This window comes from Methanocella sp. MCL-LM, from assembly GCF_049676595.1.
Taxonomy (GTDB): Archaea; Halobacteriota; Methanocellia; order Methanocellales; family Methanocellaceae; genus Methanocella_A.
This window is the reverse complement of the sequence record NZ_CP187259.1, coordinates 479,615-496,097: the sequence shown is the minus strand read 5'-3', so window position 1 is coordinate 496,097 and position 16,483 is coordinate 479,615. Positions and strand designations below refer to the sequence as shown.

At 56.4% G+C, this 16,483-nt stretch carries 14 protein-coding genes and 1 pseudogene; 7 read left to right on the top strand and 8 right to left on the bottom strand.

Annotated features, from left to right (window positions below; all coding sequences use genetic code 11):
• Position 1: 1 nt before the first annotated feature.
• A complete protein-coding gene (locus ACPLPM_RS02505) occupies positions 2-1,267 on the bottom strand; it encodes a glycosyltransferase family 4 protein (protein ID WP_424358662.1) in 1,266 nt (421 codons plus the stop codon).
• A gap of 522 nt (positions 1,268-1,789) precedes the next feature.
• On the opposite strand from ACPLPM_RS02505, the gene ACPLPM_RS02500 reads away from it, so the two are divergent.
• Both ACPLPM_RS02500 and ACPLPM_RS02495 read left to right on the top strand, forming a co-directional pair.
• Positions 1,790-2,704: a ribose-phosphate diphosphokinase gene (locus tag ACPLPM_RS02500; RefSeq protein WP_424358661.1), complete on the top strand. Its 915-nt coding sequence runs from the start codon at positions 1,790-1,792 to the stop codon at positions 2,702-2,704.
• 117 nt (positions 2,705-2,821) lie between these two features.
• Positions 2,822-3,352, top strand: a complete 531-nt coding sequence (locus ACPLPM_RS02495) for a hypothetical protein (protein WP_424358660.1) — start codon at positions 2,822-2,824, stop codon at positions 3,350-3,352.
• Positions 3,353-3,413: 61 nt separating this feature from the next.
• On the opposite strand, the gene ACPLPM_RS02490 is transcribed toward ACPLPM_RS02495, so the two are convergent.
• The 5 genes from ACPLPM_RS02490 to ACPLPM_RS02470 all read right to left on the bottom strand — a co-directional run bounded on the left by ACPLPM_RS02490 (position 3,414) and on the right by ACPLPM_RS02470 (position 10,284).
• On the bottom strand, positions 3,414-4,727 hold the full coding sequence (locus tag ACPLPM_RS02490) for a glycosyltransferase family 4 protein (RefSeq protein WP_424358659.1): 1,314 nt from the start codon (positions 4,725-4,727) through the stop codon (positions 3,414-3,416).
• Positions 4,728-5,359: 632 nt separating this feature from the next.
• Positions 5,360-6,496 (bottom strand): glycosyltransferase family 4 protein, encoded by a 1,137-nt coding sequence (locus ACPLPM_RS02485; protein ID WP_424358658.1) that lies wholly within the window; start codon positions 6,494-6,496, stop codon positions 5,360-5,362.
• Entirely contained in the window at positions 6,478-7,983 is a 1,506-nt protein-coding gene (locus ACPLPM_RS02480) for a glycoside hydrolase family 57 protein (protein WP_424358657.1), read from the bottom strand. Before ACPLPM_RS02480 ends, ACPLPM_RS02485 begins: the two co-directional genes overlap by 19 nt.
• A 405-nt stretch (positions 7,984-8,388) precedes the next feature.
• On the bottom strand, positions 8,389-9,363 hold the full coding sequence (locus tag ACPLPM_RS02475) for a galactose-1-phosphate uridylyltransferase (RefSeq protein ID WP_424358656.1): 975 nt from the start codon (positions 9,361-9,363) through the stop codon (positions 8,389-8,391).
• A gap of 519 nt (positions 9,364-9,882) precedes the next feature.
• Complete coding sequence (locus ACPLPM_RS02470; RefSeq protein ID WP_424358655.1) at positions 9,883-10,284, bottom strand: hypothetical protein; 402 nt, start codon at positions 10,282-10,284, stop codon at positions 9,883-9,885.
• Between the two features lie 211 nt (positions 10,285-10,495).
• Here ACPLPM_RS02470 and ACPLPM_RS02465 point away from each other — a divergent pair, with 211 nt between their 5' ends.
• The 3 genes and pseudogenes from ACPLPM_RS02465 to ACPLPM_RS02455 all read left to right on the top strand — a co-directional run bounded on the left by ACPLPM_RS02465 (position 10,496) and on the right by ACPLPM_RS02455 (position 13,149).
• Complete coding sequence (locus ACPLPM_RS02465) at positions 10,496-11,509, top strand: hypothetical protein (RefSeq protein WP_424358654.1); 1,014 nt, start codon at positions 10,496-10,498, stop codon at positions 11,507-11,509.
• Positions 11,496-12,254 carry a hypothetical protein gene (locus ACPLPM_RS02460; RefSeq protein ID WP_424358653.1) on the top strand — a complete coding sequence of 253 codons (759 nt, stop codon included), beginning with the start codon at positions 11,496-11,498 and terminating at the stop codon, positions 12,252-12,254. The genes ACPLPM_RS02465 and ACPLPM_RS02460 overlap by 14 nt, the downstream gene beginning before the upstream one ends.
• Positions 12,255-12,271: 17 nt before the next feature.
• Positions 12,272-13,149: pseudogene (locus ACPLPM_RS02455) on the top strand (N-6 DNA methylase).
• 5 nt (positions 13,150-13,154) lie between these two features.
• On the opposite strand, the gene ACPLPM_RS02450 reads toward ACPLPM_RS02455, so the two are convergent.
• Both ACPLPM_RS02450 and ACPLPM_RS02445 read right to left on the bottom strand, forming a co-directional pair.
• Positions 13,155-13,637 (bottom strand): mismatch-specific DNA-glycosylase, encoded by a 483-nt coding sequence (locus ACPLPM_RS02450; RefSeq protein ID WP_424358652.1) that lies wholly within the window; start codon positions 13,635-13,637, stop codon positions 13,155-13,157.
• Between the two features lie 377 nt (positions 13,638-14,014).
• Positions 14,015-14,938, bottom strand: a complete 924-nt coding sequence (locus tag ACPLPM_RS02445; protein WP_424358651.1) for a sensor histidine kinase — start codon at positions 14,936-14,938, stop codon at positions 14,015-14,017.
• Positions 14,939-15,348: 410 nt separating this feature from the next.
• Between ACPLPM_RS02445 and ACPLPM_RS02440 the strand changes: the two genes are divergently transcribed.
• Complete coding sequence (locus ACPLPM_RS02440; protein WP_424358650.1) at positions 15,349-16,188, top strand: shikimate kinase; 840 nt, start codon at positions 15,349-15,351, stop codon at positions 16,186-16,188.
• Between the two features lie 11 nt (positions 16,189-16,199).
• Complete coding sequence (locus tag ACPLPM_RS02435) at positions 16,200-16,481, top strand: chorismate mutase (protein WP_424358649.1); 282 nt, start codon at positions 16,200-16,202, stop codon at positions 16,479-16,481.
• The last annotated feature ends 2 nt before the right edge of the window (positions 16,482-16,483 follow it).

Genomic DNA, 16,483 nt, shown 5'->3' with positions numbered 1-16,483 from the left:
GTCACTTCCTGCTGCCGCGCTGGTAGGACTCTACCAGGCCTTCGTAAACGTCCATGGTCTGCCTGGCTGCCTTTTCCCAGGTGAAGTAGTCTATCACCCGCTGCCGGGCGTTGCGGCCCCACTCCTTCGCTTTTTCGGGGCTGGAGAGGATCTGGCGGAGGCCCCACGCGATGTCGGTGGCGCTGCTGCCGTCCACGTGTATCCCGGTCTGCCCGGGCTCGCTGCTGACGACCTGCTCCCGCAGCCCGGAGACGCCCCGGGCGCCTACGAGGATGGGCTTCTCCAGCGCCATGGCTTCGAGGCTGACAATGCCGAAGGGCTCGTAGACAGACGGGAACGCCCCGATGTCGCAGGCGGCGTAGTGGACGATCCGCTCGTGCTCGGGCACGAACTCGAACCGGCAGATCACGTTCTTCTCGATGCCAAGCCGCTTGATCAGGTTGCGGATGTTCGCCTCCTCGTCCCCGGTGCCCAGGATGACCAGCTTTGCCTTCGGGTATTCCTTCGCAATGGCCGGCATGGCCTGGACCAGGTTGATGATTCCCTTTACCCAGTTCAGCCGGCCCACGAACAGGATCATCGTTTCCCCGTCTTTGATGCCGTACTTCGCCCGCAGCGACCTGATCTCCGAGGGGCTCACCGTTTTGGAACTGTAGACTTCCGGGTCCACCCCGTTCCAGACGACGAAGATCTTCTCGCTGGGCCACCCGTGGTTGACCAGGTCCTCTTTCATGGCGTAGCTGACGGTGATGATGCGATCGGCCACGACAGAGGTCTGGTACTCGATATCGTTGACGACTTTGCTGCCCATGCCCTTGCTTCGCCCCCACTCCGTCGAGTGGACGTGGAACACGACGGGCAGATCCTCCTCGGCCTTCACGATCGATGCGGCCATGCCCCCCAGCCAGTCGTGAACGCAGATCATGTCGAACCGGACGCCATCCTTGCGGATGAGGCTGTTGAGCATCTTGGATGTGCAGAGGATGTCGTTGGTAAAGATGGAGCTGAAGAATCGAAGCTGATCTCCCCAGGACTGGAGCTCGTTGCCCACGAAGAGCCGGAGCACGCTCGACGCGTCCACGTTGAGAGGCCGGTGGACCTCGACGCCGTGGATGACCTCGCTCGTCTTGAGCTGCCCCGGGTTCAGGGTAAACACCACCACGTCGCTCCCCATCTTCACCAGGTCCCGGGTGATGTACTCCGCATACGTCCCCAGCCCTCCGATCAGCCTCGGGGGGTATTCCCAGACGAAAAAGCCTATTCTCATGCCATCAGTATTTTTATTCGCTTGAAATATTAAAATGGATGGCGTGTTTTACCGGCAGCGAGGTCTAAATCAGCGCTATCGCGATGTCGTGTGACAGCAAGACGAACGCTGCGCTGCGCCAGGATCACAGATTGTTACAGATTGCTCAGATTGCACAGATTTCTTTTAAAATAAGGAGTACAGAGAAGCATTTCCCTTGTTGTTATCGATTAGCATCTGTGCAATCTGTGGTATCTGTCGTAATCTGTGATCCTGGCACAGCGCAGCGTTCGTGTACGTTCACGGGCACAGAGATAACACTTTTGATGCTATCCGAGTAATCAGTATCAAGCACAGCGCAGCGTTCGTGTACGTTCACGGGCACAGAGATAACACTTTTGATGCTATCCGAGTAATCAGTATCGAGCACAGCGCAGCGTTCGTGTACATTCACGGGCACAGAAACAGCGGCTGGTAGGCGGATATATGGCATCCCAATCATAGTTATCGAGAACGATTATTAACCAGCCCGCCCAACTATCAATGAAGGAGCAACAGCTTATGACCTTAGACATCATCGCCGGCTCGTCCGTGCCGGGGCTCGCCAGGGGGATCGCCAGACGGCTGGGCACCACCGCCCATTTTCCCCGCATCGAGAAGTTCCCGGACGGCGAGATACACGTGGTAGAGGGCGACTACACGCCGTCCCAAACCGTCGCCTACGTCCAGACCATGCACCCCCACCCGAACGACATGCTGGTCGAGATGGAGTTTACTGTCGACCTGTTGAAGGAGCTGGGCGCGGAGCGGGTGATCGCAGTGATCCCGTACGTCGGCTACATGAGGCAGGACACCAGGCACGTGAAAGGTGAGGCCATCGCCATCAGGTCTATGCTCAAGATGCTGGACTTCGCGGGGATCAACGACATCGTCGGCGTGGACATGCACCTGCACCGCCTCGGCATGGAAGAGCTCGCCAGCTTCAGCCGCATCAAAATCCACGAGGTAGGCGCCGCAGAGCTGCTGGCGGGCAAGGCGGGGCAAGGCCTGACGAAGCCCCTGGTCGTGGGGCCTGACTCGGAGTCTGAACGGTGGGCGGCAGCGGCAGCACAAGTGCTGAGCACCGACTACGACGTGCTGGAAAAGCACAGGCTATCCGCCAGGGAGATCGAGCACCGGCCCCGGAGCCTGGATGCCAAAGGAAGGGACGTGCTGATCATCGATGACATAGTGAGCACGGGCGGCACAATAATGGATGTGATCAAGTCGCTGCGAGCCCAGGGAGCCATGCGGGTCAACGTAGCCTGCACCCACGCTGTACTCAGCGACATCGACTCTCTCACAGGGCTGTTCCGGGCGGGCATGGACGAGTTCGTATCCACCAACACGATCAACAACGAGTTCGGCATCGTGGACGTCTCAGGGCTCATCGCCGACAAACTAAAGACAATCACGTAAAACGTCCCTGCCGCCTCTCTTTTTTCCGGCGCTCTCACCGCAGTATCATAAGCTTTAAGTGCCTGATGACCATTCTGTGCTTTATATAATTCCAGCACATTCGGGGGTTTATATAGCATGGAAGAGAAGAAGATCGAGATAGTGCTCACTGTAGCAGTCGCTTTATTCATCGTGACGCTCGTGGGCACCGCAGCCTGGTGGATCGGGCACCAGGATACGGGTTCGCCGCACGGTGATAACAGTAGTGCAACTACCACAGCCAGCACCGGCATCGCAGGCCTTTTCCCGACGCCGGACAGGACACAAGAGGCAGAGAAGACACAGATGTACGGCAGGATTACCGTGAACGGGCAGCCGCCGGCCACGGAGAGAAGAACGCTGGCGGACGGCACAGCCTACGGCGGCGTGGTCAGGCTCAACTATTCCCAGGAACAAAAGTACGCTCCGCTCACCGTCGGCACCACGTCTACCGGCGGGCTGATCGACATGTCGGGCAATTACAGCATCGACGACGTCTACAAAGGCGTGCCCTTTACGGCGACAGTCACCCTGTACCTGAAAAACGAAAAAGAGCCGTCGGTCCGGGAGATAGCCGGCCAGTATATACTTGACGGCCTGAAGGCACAGGATTTTGACCTGATCGCCTGACCGCACGATAAAAAGTTTGCAGGGACATATTAATGATGCCCCTGTCGACGATCTTGCAGCCTTAGTTCGAGGGCGCCTTGAGCTCGCAGGAGATGGCCCGCTGCTCGCACTCGGCAACAACCCTCTTCTTGTACATCCGGACGGCTTCCTCGTAAACGAGGAGCGTGTCCCTCGCCGCCTTCTCCCAGGTGAACTGCTCCAGGACGCGCTTGCGGGAGTTGACGCTGATGGTCTTGCGCAGCTCCTTGTCCTTCAGCAGGAGGACGGCGAACTTGGCGATATCCGAAGGATCGTGGGGGTTGATGTGGAACCCGCAGATGTCTTCGCCACAGGGGATGATCTGCTCCCTGAAGCCCGAAGTTCCCGTGGCGCCGACGATGGTGGGCTTGCCCATGGACATGGCTTCCAGGCTGACGATGCCGAACGGCTCGTACTTGGACGGGAAGATGCAGATGTCCGAGGCCGCGTAGTAGAGCCTGCGCTCGTCTTCCGTGATGTAGTTGAAGTTGAAGATCACGTTGTTCTCCAGGCCGTTCGATCTGACGATCTGCCTGAGCATGTCTTCCTGCTCGCCCTTGCCGACGATGACCAGCTTCGCTTCGGGCACTTCCCGGGCGATCTGCGCCATGGCTGCAGTCAGGGTGTCTGCTCCCTTGACCCAGGTCAGGCGGCCGACGAAGAAGATCATCGGCGCGTCGCCCACGCCGATCTTCGCCCTGAAGGCTTTGATCTCCCTCTGGCTGAAGGAGTCAGGGGCGTACTTCTTAGTGTCTACACCGTTGTAGACGACCCGGATCTTGCTCTCGGGGTAGCCCAGCCTCACCAGCTCGTCCCGCATAGCGTAGCTGACCGTTATGATGAGGTCGGCCTTCATGGCTGCCTGCCGCTCGATCTCCTGGATGGTCGCGGAGCCGCCGCCGTTAGACCGGCCCTGCTCTGTGGAATGGTAGTGGACCACCAGAGGTACCGGCAGGTTCGCGCGGGCGATCATGCCCGCGGGGAACCCCAGCCAGTCGTGGGCCGCCACGAGGTCGAAGCTCTGGCCCTCCCGGGCCACCAGGTCGCTGATCATCTTGGACGATGAAAGGATATTATAGAGCATGGTCTCGGAGAACTGGACCTGGTCCCCGTGGTTCCACCGGGCCACGTCGCCCGGGCTGAAGAACGGCAGCACGTCTGCCATGTTCATCAGCATCGGCCGGTGGACCCGGATGCCGTTCCAGATGTCGCTGGTCTTATCCTTGCCACTGTTACGTGAGAAAGCGGTAATCTCCTGGCCGTTTTTCACGTATTCGCGGGTAATTTCCATTGCGTAGGTGCCCAGGCCTCCCCTGAAGAAGGGCGGGAACTCATCGACGATATATGCAATCTTCACATTACCACTTCCCTGTCTGTAGACGTCCAGCATTCGGCCGGCTACAACGCTCCACAGGAAATGGCGCTCGACTTTCCTCCGGCCATTCCTGCCGTACTCACCGGCTCTGGACGGCTAAGTGCTATACAGTTGATACACCAAGCTTTAGAAACCGAATCTAAATATACTTTCACGCTAGATAATGCGGCTGACGTTCTCCGAAATACCGCATGAGCCGGGGCCGGCTGGAAACCTTATAGTAATGGGTTACACCATGAGGTACCATAAACGTCGGGAAATAGCGTGTGCACTCCATGAATAATAGTGGGTCCGGGAGGTCTTGAGAGGTCCGGGAGGAGGTCCGGGAGGTACCGGAGTTTTGAGAGGACGTTCAAGCTGGGAGGTCCGGGAGGTTGGGAGGTCTGAGAGAAGGTATTAGAGTACCAGGAGGTTCGAGAGGATTAACTTAAAATATCCTCTCTAACCGTTCCACACTCACAGACCTCCTCTCTGACCTCTGACCCTCCCTGACCTCCCAGCTTGAAAATCCTCCCCGACCTCCTGGGAACTCCCCGACCTCCAAGAGTTTTCATGGACTTCGCACGAAACCCCTTTTGTGGAAAAAATTAATCCCGGCAGGAGATGTGTATATCCTAAAGTAGCACTTTACTGTAGACGTCCAGCATCCTGCCTGCCACAACGCTCCACAGGAAATGGCGCTCGACCTTTCTCCGGCCATTCCTGCCGTACGCACCGGCCCTGGAGGGATCGCTCAGCACGTAGTTGATACCCCAGGCGATGGAGGCCGGATCCAGATACACTTTCACTCCATCGGTAAAGTTGGTGACGTTCTCCGAAAGGCCGCCCACGTCCGCGACGACCGGGCACCTCCTGGCGCTCCACGCTTCCAGCAACACTAAGCCGAAAGGCTCGTTTCTGCTCGGAATTACGACCACGTCGGAGGCATTAAGTAATCTCACGTACTCCGAGTCCGGGATGTAGCCGGGGAAGTGGACCGGGAGGCCGGCCAGCATCTGCTGTAATTCGTACTTCATGGTGCCCTGGCCGGCCATGATGAACCTGGTATCCCACCGGTGGCGCAAGACGAGAGGGATGGCCTTCGCCAGCAAGTCGGGGCCCTTCTGGTACTCCATCCTCCCGACGAACAGCACCAGCGGCGCGTAGGGATGAATGCCGTAGGTTTCTTTCACCCGGCCCGGGTCGATCACCGCCTCGTAGACCTCCGGGTATATCCCGTTGCTCACCACGTCGATCTTCTCGAAGGGTATGTTGTACAGCCACATGATCTCGTTCTTGAGGACGTGGGAAACAGCGGTAATCCGCCTGGCGGTCAGCGCGGCGTACCACTCCTTGCCCGATATTTCCTTCGCTTCCCACCACTGGCCGATCTGGTTCCCCGCCCGGCCGTACTCCGTGGAATGAAAAGTAAAGATGGTGTTCCGGTCTTTGAGCTGGTGCAGCGCCTCGGTCACGTGCCAGTCGTGGAAGTGCAGGATGTCGAAGGCCGGCGTGTCGAAGTCCCGGAACCGCTGGACCATCAGGTCGCTCATGCTCTTCGCGTAGTCCACGATGTTGTTAGCGTACGGCTGCACGTAGTGGTACTGCACGCCCTTGATCGTCCGGTCGGCCCCGCCCCGGGTGAAGAAGTGCAGCTCGTGGCCCTTCGCCGCCAGGGACTCCGCCAGGTAGGTAGCCCCGGGGGAAAGCCCGCCGATGCGCTCGGAATAGATGGACTCCCAGCAGAAGAAGGCTATTTTGAGGGGCTCCACACTTCCTCCCTCCGGCGTTCGGGCGCTTCAGCCCCTTTCAGGCGGCTCCACAGCTCTTTTCTCCTTCTGTCCGTCACTTCCAGCAGCTCGATCCGGTTGCCGCACTTCGCCACTTCTTCGGCCAGCTTCCCGTCGTTCAGCACGTCCCGGACCCAGACGGAGTAGTCGTCCCGGCTCAGGTGGTACTGCAGGGAATCCTCGGGCACGAAGTTCAGCAGATCGGCGAAGTCGTCCAGGCTGTAAGCGGAGAAGCCCGTGTACGCCCTGGGAGTGCGGAACCTGAAAGCCTGCTCGGGAGGCAGGCACCGCAGCTCCAGCGCGACCTGCTTTGGCTTCATCTTCTGCGCCGCCCGCAGCTCGTAGTCGGACAGCGCCCGCATGTACATGTCGAACGCCTCGATGTTGGTGCACGCCTCCGGGCTGAAATACGAGTGCACGTCCCCGCACGATCCGAACTTGGAGGCCATGTAGTAGAAGTGATCGCTGGTCTGCAAGTATCGCCAGGTCTTGACATCGCTGGCGAATGCCTGGCCACGCTGGACTTCTTTGATCGCCATGTGCTGCATCGTGTTGCCCAGCCACGCCGAGATGTCCTTCTCCACGTCCGCCCAGGATACGGTCTCCTCTACGTTTAGCGCCTCTACCGCCTGCATGGAGGCGATCTCCGACGGCTTCGCGAACTCGACACCCCGGGCTTTGCACTCCCTAGGCAGCCACCGGAGGAACTCGAAGATGCCCGTATCCTCCCACTGGTGCTCCCCAAAGGTCTCGTAATCGATGAACACGTTCACGTAATCTCCCGGGGTCGCGGCGAGCCACGCGGCGTACTTGTCCGCGGTCAACGGCCACTCCGGCCACTGCCGGTTAGTAAATCGAAACGCGATGTCATCGGACAGCTGGTAATTTCTCAACAGCAGGTTGATGCCCCGGCAGGAATACACGTAGTTCGGGCTCCGCCAGCCCAGCAGCCGCTCCACGCCCTCAGTATAGATCCCTTTGAAGCCCAGGCGTTTCGCTGACTCGGCGATGGCGTTGTTGAACAGGAACTCGGTGTTCTCCATCACCGTAGGCGTGACCCCGAAAGCGTCCCGCATCAGCTGCCTGTGCAGCCGCACCTGCTCCTCGAACTCCGAGGGATCGTCGAACAGGCTCGCGACGCTGTGGTAGTACGTCTGGCACAGCAACTCGGCGTTCTTGTGGCGGGCGACCTCCTCGAACAGCCCGAGCGTCTCCGGCTCCCACTTCTCAAGCTGCTCTACCAGCGTGCCCGAAAGGCTGAACGCACACTTAAAGCCCTGGTCCAGCAGCTCCAGCACCAGCGTCGTAGCGGGGTTATAGCACTTTCGGCAGACCCGCTCAAGTATCTCCTTGTTGATGCCGCTAAAGTAAGCCTCCTCGGGGCTTTTACCCCCGTAATCCCCCGGCCGGAACCCCGGGTTCAGCCTGTACGGCTGGTGGACCTCAAATCCAATGCAAAGCCTGGTCATCGTAATCACAACTGAACAGAACACACGGCGGCCATCCCCGGCGCCATAGGCGCTCCCTGAGCGCGGTCGCGTATTATATAATGTGAGGTATACTCACCATCTCAATAAAATCTGGGCAAAATAAAAAACACAGGGACGGAAAGCAGCGATTTTTTCCGCAGGCAGGGCCTGAATAAAGCGAGGTTTGGCCGGCTGAGGCCGGCAGAGCTACATAGAATGGTTCACCACAGAGGACACGGAGACGCACAGAGGCTCACAGAGAAACGGTTCACCACAGAGGGCACAGAGACTCACAGAGACGCACAGAGATTTTTGATATAAGGATAGACGGAGTCTCTGTGAGCCTCTGTGCATCTCTGTGCGTCTCTGTGGTTTTAATAGCTCGCAGTACCTCGTCACTGGCATTTAAATTGATACTTCCCGCAGGCTCTTCGCCGCCGCCTCCGGCGGCACGGAGTTGATGTTTATCCCCGTGTTGAGCTCGAAGCCTGCCTCGATGCCGAGCTTGGGGTATACCCTGAGGTGCATGTGCAGCGGGTCGGAGAGGGACTGGATGAAGCCGTAATTGTAGGGCGGGTCTGCGAGCAGCGCTTTGACGCGCTTCAGCATGTCCCGGGTTACGACCGCGAGGTCGTCCCGCTCCTCGTCGGTCAGTTCCAGGATGTTCTTGCACTGCCGCCGGGGAAAGACCCAGGTCTCGTACGAGTACGCCGAGGCGTAAGGGGCGAAAGCGACCGTGTGCTTTGACGCCTGCACCAGGCGGTCGGACTTTTCCTCCCTGGCCACTATGTGGGAATAGTTCTTGCCGTACTGCTCTTTGATGGCCCGGGGCACGATTGGCACCGCGATGATCTGGGAGTGGGGGTGCGCGAGGGAGGCGCCGGCGTCCTTGCCGTAGTTGCGGAACTCCGAGATGTATTCCACGAAGGGCAGGCTGGAGATATCCTCGAACCGGTCTTTGTAGACGCGGAACAGCAGCTTGATCTCCTCGTCGGACATCGCCTGTGGCTGCTTGTAGTGATCAGGCGACTCGACCAGCACCTCGTGGACGCCGGAGGCGGTCATGAGCTGTTCTGAAGTGACGTGCAGGGGCTGGGGCTGCGCTGCCGGGAACAGGTTGGGGATTATGCGGGACACCCACACGGAACGGCGTGCCTGGCCTTCAACGTCAGGCTCGTGCCTGAGCACGTCGTTTTCGTAGAAGTAGGTCGCCTTGCTGGGCGGGGTCAGGTTCTCGTGGCCCCCGCAGAAGGGGCAGGACTCGAGGTTCTGGGGCTGCTCCGGGGCTTTGGGCTTGACGAAATCGGTCGGCCGCTTTGCCCTCTCGGTGGCGATGATCACCCGGCGATCGGTAAAGTAGTCCCGGCGTAGCTCGTTCATATTGAGTAGATAAGCATGGGCGTTGAATAAAACTTTTCAAAATAAGCAGAGGATTTTCTGGCAAAATTGCCAATAACAACAAAGCCCTTTGCGGGTCGACGCCCGTACTTGCTTCGCCGTACGTGCTACTCGGGATTTTCCAGTGCTCCGCCGTCGGGGCCGGTGGGAGGGGTGCCAAGCCCTTCGGCCCGATGATCGCACCCTCGCAATGAAAACCCGGCAGGCGCTACGCTGCCGCCGGTTTCCATTGCTTCGCAAGTCCTAAGCGACGCCGCTTTCAGCAGGCGTCCATTACCCCGACGCCTCCGCACCCCTCGCTAACTCTCGGGGCTTCGCCAGAAAATCCCTCGCCGACCGCTAATAAACAAGCCTACACCGGTCAGCTCGTCCCCCGGACCCGAACGACGAGCCCGCGGAGGAACTCTTAGAGCGCATCAGGGCAGAGCGTCTGAATCAGGCAACCGACAAACCCCAAAACCATGGCCCTAAAAGGCCCCGGAAGCAGGTGACGCTGGCTAATTAGGATAGAATGCCCTCATTCAGAAAGCAGTAAGACTGCGGCGGCCAGAACTTTTTGTTCGACTTATACGGGTTGATCGGCTCGTCGAACGTTTCCAGCCCTCGAATCTCGATGGCATACGCCTTTTCCCTGCCAGCGAAGTACTCGAAGAAGCCTTCGGAGGATCCTCCCGAGTGTTCACCGCATTTAGCCCATATTGCCTCGGGCGATCCGGCATGTATCTCGGTCGTCGGAAACCTGGCGACGATGCGCTGGACCGGGGCGCTGGTATATATGTAGAAGTCCCTGACTGCGGTTTTGGCGGGGGCGATCTTTCTGAACTCGTACCTCTTGGTGCCGTTCAGGATCTTTTCGACGTATTGGGGCTGGATGGAGATCAGGACATCCCGTTTGTCGACCATGATATATCACCTGTAAGAGTGGAGGCTGTTTCGGAGTATAGTTATTACCTGTATAAATAGCGGTAACTGGAGAATGATGGAAGCAAAATACAGAGAGAATCAGACTGAGAAAACCATGACTTATCACCGATATACTCAAGATATATCACTATATAGTGATACATATCAGTGATAAGTTTTAATAGTATCAGTATATACTGATAATTGATATATGACTGGCGATGATCAGTTGTACCAGGAAATAAGAAATTTCATCTTGTATAAGTATGGGCTTAGTGACAATACCATATCGATTAGAGAACAGGAGATCGATGGTATTGCAGGGCCAGTACTTCCCGATCTGATCCTTGACGACGGACGACGGCGATACTACGTTGAAGTCGCCCCAAAATCAGGGCTTAATAAAGTCTCCCAGTTAGCTCTTTATAGGGAACTCCTTAAGGCTGAGGGTAAGTACTCTCCGGACGACCGGTTCATATTACTCTACAAAACCATCTCTGATAAAGTTGAGAACATTGCGGAGAAGGTCGATATCACCCCTGTCAGGGCCCCATTAGGCCTTAAGCTCTCTGCATTCGAGCGCTCCGGCGCTGTCTCTAAAGTTAAAATGACCACAGAGAGGTCCTGGACAGTTATTTACTACCTCATCAGGCATGGTCCGGCATCAATAAAGCAAGTTTCGAAAAAAACCGGAGTTTCTTATGGTTGGGCTCACGCCGTTATCACCGGCCTGGCAGATCAAGGGCTGGCTGTGAAAGAGTACGATTACGCGAAGATCACAGACCAGAATAAGCTGTTTAACGGTGTAGCGTGGGAGAGACCGCTGGAGTCCCTGAAGATCGACGAGGTGCCAGTCGAGTATGATACGCCGTACATCGCGGCCAGGGAGATTTCGAGGAATCTGAAGGAATACGGTGTGAAATTTGCCTTTGGCGGCCTTACAGCAGGAGGATTATACACAGGCAGAGTCATCAGACACGATACTGCTTACCTCTACCTAAAAAGGGATCAACTGGAGGCGTTTAAGGACACATTTTCTGTAAACGCTAAAAACAGTATTAAGGTAAAGGTGTATACCCCTGACAGGGATGTCTACAGTACGTCCCGAGAGGTAGAAACGGTTATTATCACATCCCCGGAGCAGACGCTGCTAGATCTGGCAGGCATTGGATATGGCAGTTTAGAGTTAACAAAGGCGATGGCGGAATACCATGAGACCCAGTAGGGAAGACCAGGAAATCATCCGCCTGTCTATCGCAGAAATTGGGGCAATCGGAGACTGGGTGCAACAGAGGCAGTCCAGGCATCCGGATCAAAAGTTGTTTCTAATCGGCGGCTGGGCGGTATATTTCTACAACCCCTGGCTCGGATCGATTGATATAGATCTGGTGGCAGGTAGCAGATTGAGAAACAGCTTGAGTCAGTACCTCGTGGCTGAACGAAGCTTTGTGCGCAGAGAAGAAGACGGGATAAAATTCCTGACGAAAAAGACAGCCAGGGGTGATATCATAATCGACTTCGTAACTACATCGGACCCCTGGGAGTTTTTTGGAACCGGCGTCAACCTTGGATTTGACCACCTTGAAGCCCCCGATCTGACAGCTCTCCAAAAGATTGGCGGTGCTGAGGTAATCATACCAAGCAGGTCACTCCTGTTGATCTACAAGTTGAAGGCCTCCTGGGATCGAACAAGAAGGTGCCGGGATGGAAAATCGGTAAGGCAACAGTGGGAAGAAGACAAGGCGATAAAGGATGGAGCTGATGTCCTTGCTCTTATTGATCCGCAAAATGGTGGGACAGATCTCGATCTTCAATTTCTCGGTGGAGCCTTCAGGCAGTTCAGCTTTTTAAAAGCTCACTTAGAAGAGATTTGCCACGACAGAACAATCATAAGTAATTACGGCAGAATGGATGAAAAAACCGCTTCAGAGGTTTGCCATAGACTGTTTACTCTGATTGGATTAAATTAACCAGAATGGATCTTAGAGTGGCCACAGAATCTTCAACAATCATCCAGCGTCTCCGGAACTACTGCAACGTCCTACGGGACGACGGCGTCAGCTACGGCGACTACGTCGAGCAGCTCACCTACATGGTCTTCCTGAAGATGGTCGACGTGATCAAGCCCCAGCCCGGCGAGACCATCTGCGACCCCGCCTGTGGCACCGGAGGCTTCCTGCCCTCTGCTCAGGAGTACATCTCTAAGAAGTACCCGCTTGACCGAGATCAGAAAAAGTTCCTCAAGCTCAACACTTTCAAAGGCAGGACTTCTGGGCCACCACTTCCAACAAGCAGCTCAACTTCCTCCAGCACGTCAAAACCATACTAAAGATAAACGGCAAATGTGCCATCGTCATCCCGGACAACGTGCTCTTCGAGGGCGGCGCAGAAGAAACTGTGAGACGCAAGCTCCTCATGGAGTGCGACGTCCACACCCTGCTGAGACTGCCGACAGGTATATTCTACGCTCAGGGCGTCAAAGCAAACGTACTGTTTTTTGACAAGAGGCCAGCCAGCAAGGACCCCCAGACGCAGAAGCTCTGGATTTACGACCTGCGGACAAACATGCACTTTACGCTCAAGACAAACCCGCTGAAGTACGAGGATTTACAAGACTTCATCCAGTGCTATAACCCCCAGAACCGCCACGATCGGAAAGAAACGGAGAGGTTCAAGGCTTTCACCTACGAGCAGCTCATGCAGCGGGACAAAGTGAGCCTGGACATATTCTGGCTGAAGGACGAGAGCCTCGAAGATTCCGAGAACCTCCCGGCTCCGGAAGTAATAGCGAGGGAGATCGTGGAGAATTTAGAGGCGGCGCTGGAGCAGTTCAGGGGTATCGAAGAAGAACTAAACGGAAAATAAAACGTTTACTTTTTTAAAAAGTCTGCAAGCTCTTTCCAATAGTTAATATCCCAGTACGATCTTGCCATCGCAGATGTAGACGGTAAGATAAACGCTGGGATTCCATGGAGGGTAGTTTTTCCGTATGCCACCTTATTCTCAAATGCCAGCTCGGCAGCCTTTTTACCATTGAAGGCTATGCACTTAGGTTTTAATTCAATGATAACTTGTTCAAACCGCTCCCGGTCGTAGTCCTGCTTCTTCCGGCCGGAGTCAGGGCCTGGTTTAACCTTCGTCATGTCTGTCAGCCCGACACCATAATTCTTAATTTCCTCGAACTCGGAAGGGTCCAGCTTACGAGGAGTCAATTTGATATCATAAAGCGTTTGCCAGAACAAGTTTCCTTTACCGGCATAATATTGACCAATCTCACCAGAACGCTTACCTGCACCAGTTCCGCAGAATATAACATTTAGATTATTATCCAGTACATCCGGTAAACCGCTCATTCATATTCCTCCCCAGGTAGTTAGTACTGAAGCTATTTTATTGTTATTAACGTATTAAAAAGCGGTCGACGTAGGTTTTTCGGGCTTGTCATGCCATCAGGCAGGATGCGGAGGCGGCAGGGTAATGACCGCCTACCGACAGGTGGCGGTGCTTAGGACTTGCGAAGCAGTGTAAACTGGCGGCAGCGTAGCGCCCGCCAGGTTTTCATTGCGAGGGTGCGATCATCGGGCCGAAGGGCTTGGCACCCCTCCCACCGGCCCTGACGGTGCAGCACCCGAAAAACCGGAGTAGGCCGACCCGAAGGTCGGACGTCGACCCGCGACCAGTAAAAATTGAGTTTACACGATCCCGTTTTCAGCTATGCATTCTCCGATGATCATCTAACAGCCGGCAATATCACCACAAACCTGCTGCCCTTATGATAATCCCCGGGCACGCGATCTTCCACCCATAGTTTGCCCTCGTACCCTTTTATCAGGGTCCACGCCAGATATAACCCTAAAACTCCGCCGCTGATCTGGGCGACTCCCGGAATCCGGACGAAGAGGTCCTTTTTCACGGTGTCGGGGATGCCGGGGCCGTCGTCCTCCAGCGAGACGAAGCAGTACTCGCCGGTGTCCATGCAGGCGCCCGCCACCCGGATGCCTATGTGAAGCGGGCCCGTGGAGTTGTTCACGGCACTCTCGATGATGCTGCTGAAGACGTCGGGGAGCAGGTCATCTGCCATCGTGTAGCAGTCGCAGCCGTCGTAGCTGATCTGGATGTCCCGGCCCGGGTGATGGGAACCGGCAGCTATGACGTCCTGCATGACCCGGGCTACGTTGACTTTGGCGAGGGACGGCTTACCCTGCCTTGCGCGCTTGAGCTTGCGGACGTTCTCGATTAGCCTGGAACTGTTTTTAAGAGCGTCGAGAGGCTTCTGCAGGAGGTCCCTGCCCTCGTCGTCGAGCCGCAGCGTTTCCTGGGCCAGTTCCAGATAGCCGATGCCGATCTGGTTGATGTTCGTGATATCGTGGCCCATCACGTCGAGGTACAGCTCTGCCTGGGCCTTTTCGTCCGCCAGGCTCTCTTCGACGCGCTTACGCTCCGATACGTAGCGGTAGATGAGCAAAAACAACAGTAGCGAGGTCACGGCGACATATAGCCAGCCTTTGAGGATGCTGAGCGCTGTGTAAGCGGAGGAATGATTCGAGAACAGCTGGAGCACCACGTCGGAGAACAGGATCCATAGTGCGCCGAAGAACGTGTAGATGAGGACAATCTTGAGCGTCGATAGCTTCGGTAGCGGTTGTCTGAACATTTTCTGGCTTTTCATGTCTGTGCAGCCTTTATGGTGCTATTCCGGGGCGTTTACCCGGAGACTGTAATCGTACGTGATACCTTAATGCGAGCGTTAACCGGTTACTTACCTTCGTATTTTTTCAACAATGTTAATTATAATATACCTTCCGGATATAAATCGGAGTGGCGTGAAAGGGCGATCTCCTTTGCCCGGGCGTACCTCAGCGTGTACTGCACCGGCTCATGTCCGGGGTAAGCCTGTACGATGACCTTTAGGGTCCTGCAAACGCTTTGATCGCTGCCTCGACCATACTTTTAATACTGCCCGCACCCTTTGTTTTAATAGAATACTCGAACGTAACGCTTATATGCAATGTGCTATCATATAGCACACACACCTTTAATGCTCATCACACCGGAGACTCGCACATGAAATCCCGCGGCACCGCCTACGGCGCAGGCACTGTCATCAACGCTATCGCGGCCTGGAAAGGCTCGGCCTTCGCCATCGACCTCAAGACCCACGCCGAGGTAATACTAAAAGGCGACCTCATCGAGGGCGAGATCGAGGGAGGCGGCGATACACGCCTGATAGAGCGGGCCTGCGAGCTGACGTTAGACCAGCTGGGTTTCGACACGGGCGCCAAAATCAAAACCACCAGCGAGGTCCCGATCGCCAGCGGCCTGAAGTCGTCGAGCGCGGCGGCCAACGCCACGATCATCGCCACTTGCAGGGCGGCCAGGCAGAGCGTTGACCCGCTGGAGATGGTCCGGATCGGCGTGCAGGCGGCGCTGGACGTGGGCGTCTCGGTCACGGGGGCGTTCGACGATGCGTGCGCCTCGATGCTGGGCGGGGTGGTACTTACCGATAACAAAGAAAAAGCGCTGCTGAAGAGAGAAACTCTCGAATCCACGGTCGTGGTCTACGCGCCCGACAGGAAGGCTTTCTCAGCGCAGACCGACGTGAAGAAGTCCAGGCTCATCGCCCCGTGGGCGGAGACCGCGTTTGACATCGCCCTGCAAGGCGATTACAGGAAGGCTATGACCCTTAACGGTTTCCTCTACTGCGGCGCCCTTGGCTTTCCCACGGAGCCGATGCTGGCCGCTCTGGAGCTGGGCGTCACCGGCGTCAGCCTGTCCGGTACCGGGCCGTCGTATGTGGCGCTGGTCTCGGAGGAGCAGGCGGACGGGCTGGTAAAGACGTGGTCGGCTTACCCGGGAAGGGTATTTGTGACTGAAGTGATCAATGAGGGTGCGTTTTTACTGTGAGGCTGTAAAAGATGTCGCTGGAACATATCAGGATGGACATCGCGAGGGTCGACGATGATATCATACGGTTGCTGGCCAGGCGTATGGAGCTTGCCGAGCTGGTGCTGGAGGAGAAGAAGAGGCTGGGCCTGCCCATCAACGACGACAGGCAGAATGCGCTGGTGCTCAAGAGGGCGATGGAAAAGGCTACCGAGCTAAATATCGACACTGCCGCTGTCAGGGAAATTTTTTCGATCCTGATCAGGATGAGCATCGACCGGCAGCACGAGATGTCGGGAGAAGGCAATCTGTAGCT

Excerpts from the sequence above, each read along its gene's own strand:
- ACPLPM_RS02505 (WP_424358662.1), bottom strand. The coding sequence starts at position 1,267 with ATGAGAATAGGCTTTTTCGTCTGGGAATACCCCCCGAGGCTGATCGGA.
- ACPLPM_RS02500 (WP_424358661.1), top strand. The coding sequence starts at position 1,790 with ATGAAGGAGCAACAGCTTATGACCTTAGACATCATCGCCGGCTCGTCC.
- ACPLPM_RS02495 (WP_424358660.1), top strand. The coding sequence starts at position 2,822 with ATGGAAGAGAAGAAGATCGAGATAGTGCTCACTGTAGCAGTCGCTTTA.
- ACPLPM_RS02480 (WP_424358657.1), bottom strand. The coding sequence starts at position 7,983 with ATGACCAGGCTTTGCATTGGATTTGAGGTCCACCAGCCGTACAGGCTG.
- ACPLPM_RS02475 (WP_424358656.1), bottom strand. The coding sequence starts at position 9,363 with ATGAACGAGCTACGCCGGGACTACTTTACCGATCGCCGGGTGATCATC.
- ACPLPM_RS02470 (WP_424358655.1), bottom strand. The coding sequence starts at position 10,284 with ATGGTCGACAAACGGGATGTCCTGATCTCCATCCAGCCCCAATACGTC.
- ACPLPM_RS02465 (WP_424358654.1), top strand. The coding sequence starts at position 10,496 with ATGACTGGCGATGATCAGTTGTACCAGGAAATAAGAAATTTCATCTTG.
- ACPLPM_RS02460 (WP_424358653.1), top strand. The coding sequence starts at position 11,496 with ATGAGACCCAGTAGGGAAGACCAGGAAATCATCCGCCTGTCTATCGCA.
- ACPLPM_RS02450 (WP_424358652.1), bottom strand. The coding sequence starts at position 13,637 with ATGAGCGGTTTACCGGATGTACTGGATAATAATCTAAATGTTATATTC.
- ACPLPM_RS02445 (WP_424358651.1), bottom strand. The coding sequence starts at position 14,938 with ATGTTCAGACAACCGCTACCGAAGCTATCGACGCTCAAGATTGTCCTC.
- ACPLPM_RS02440 (WP_424358650.1), top strand. The coding sequence starts at position 15,349 with ATGAAATCCCGCGGCACCGCCTACGGCGCAGGCACTGTCATCAACGCT.
- ACPLPM_RS02435 (WP_424358649.1), top strand. The coding sequence starts at position 16,200 with ATGTCGCTGGAACATATCAGGATGGACATCGCGAGGGTCGACGATGAT.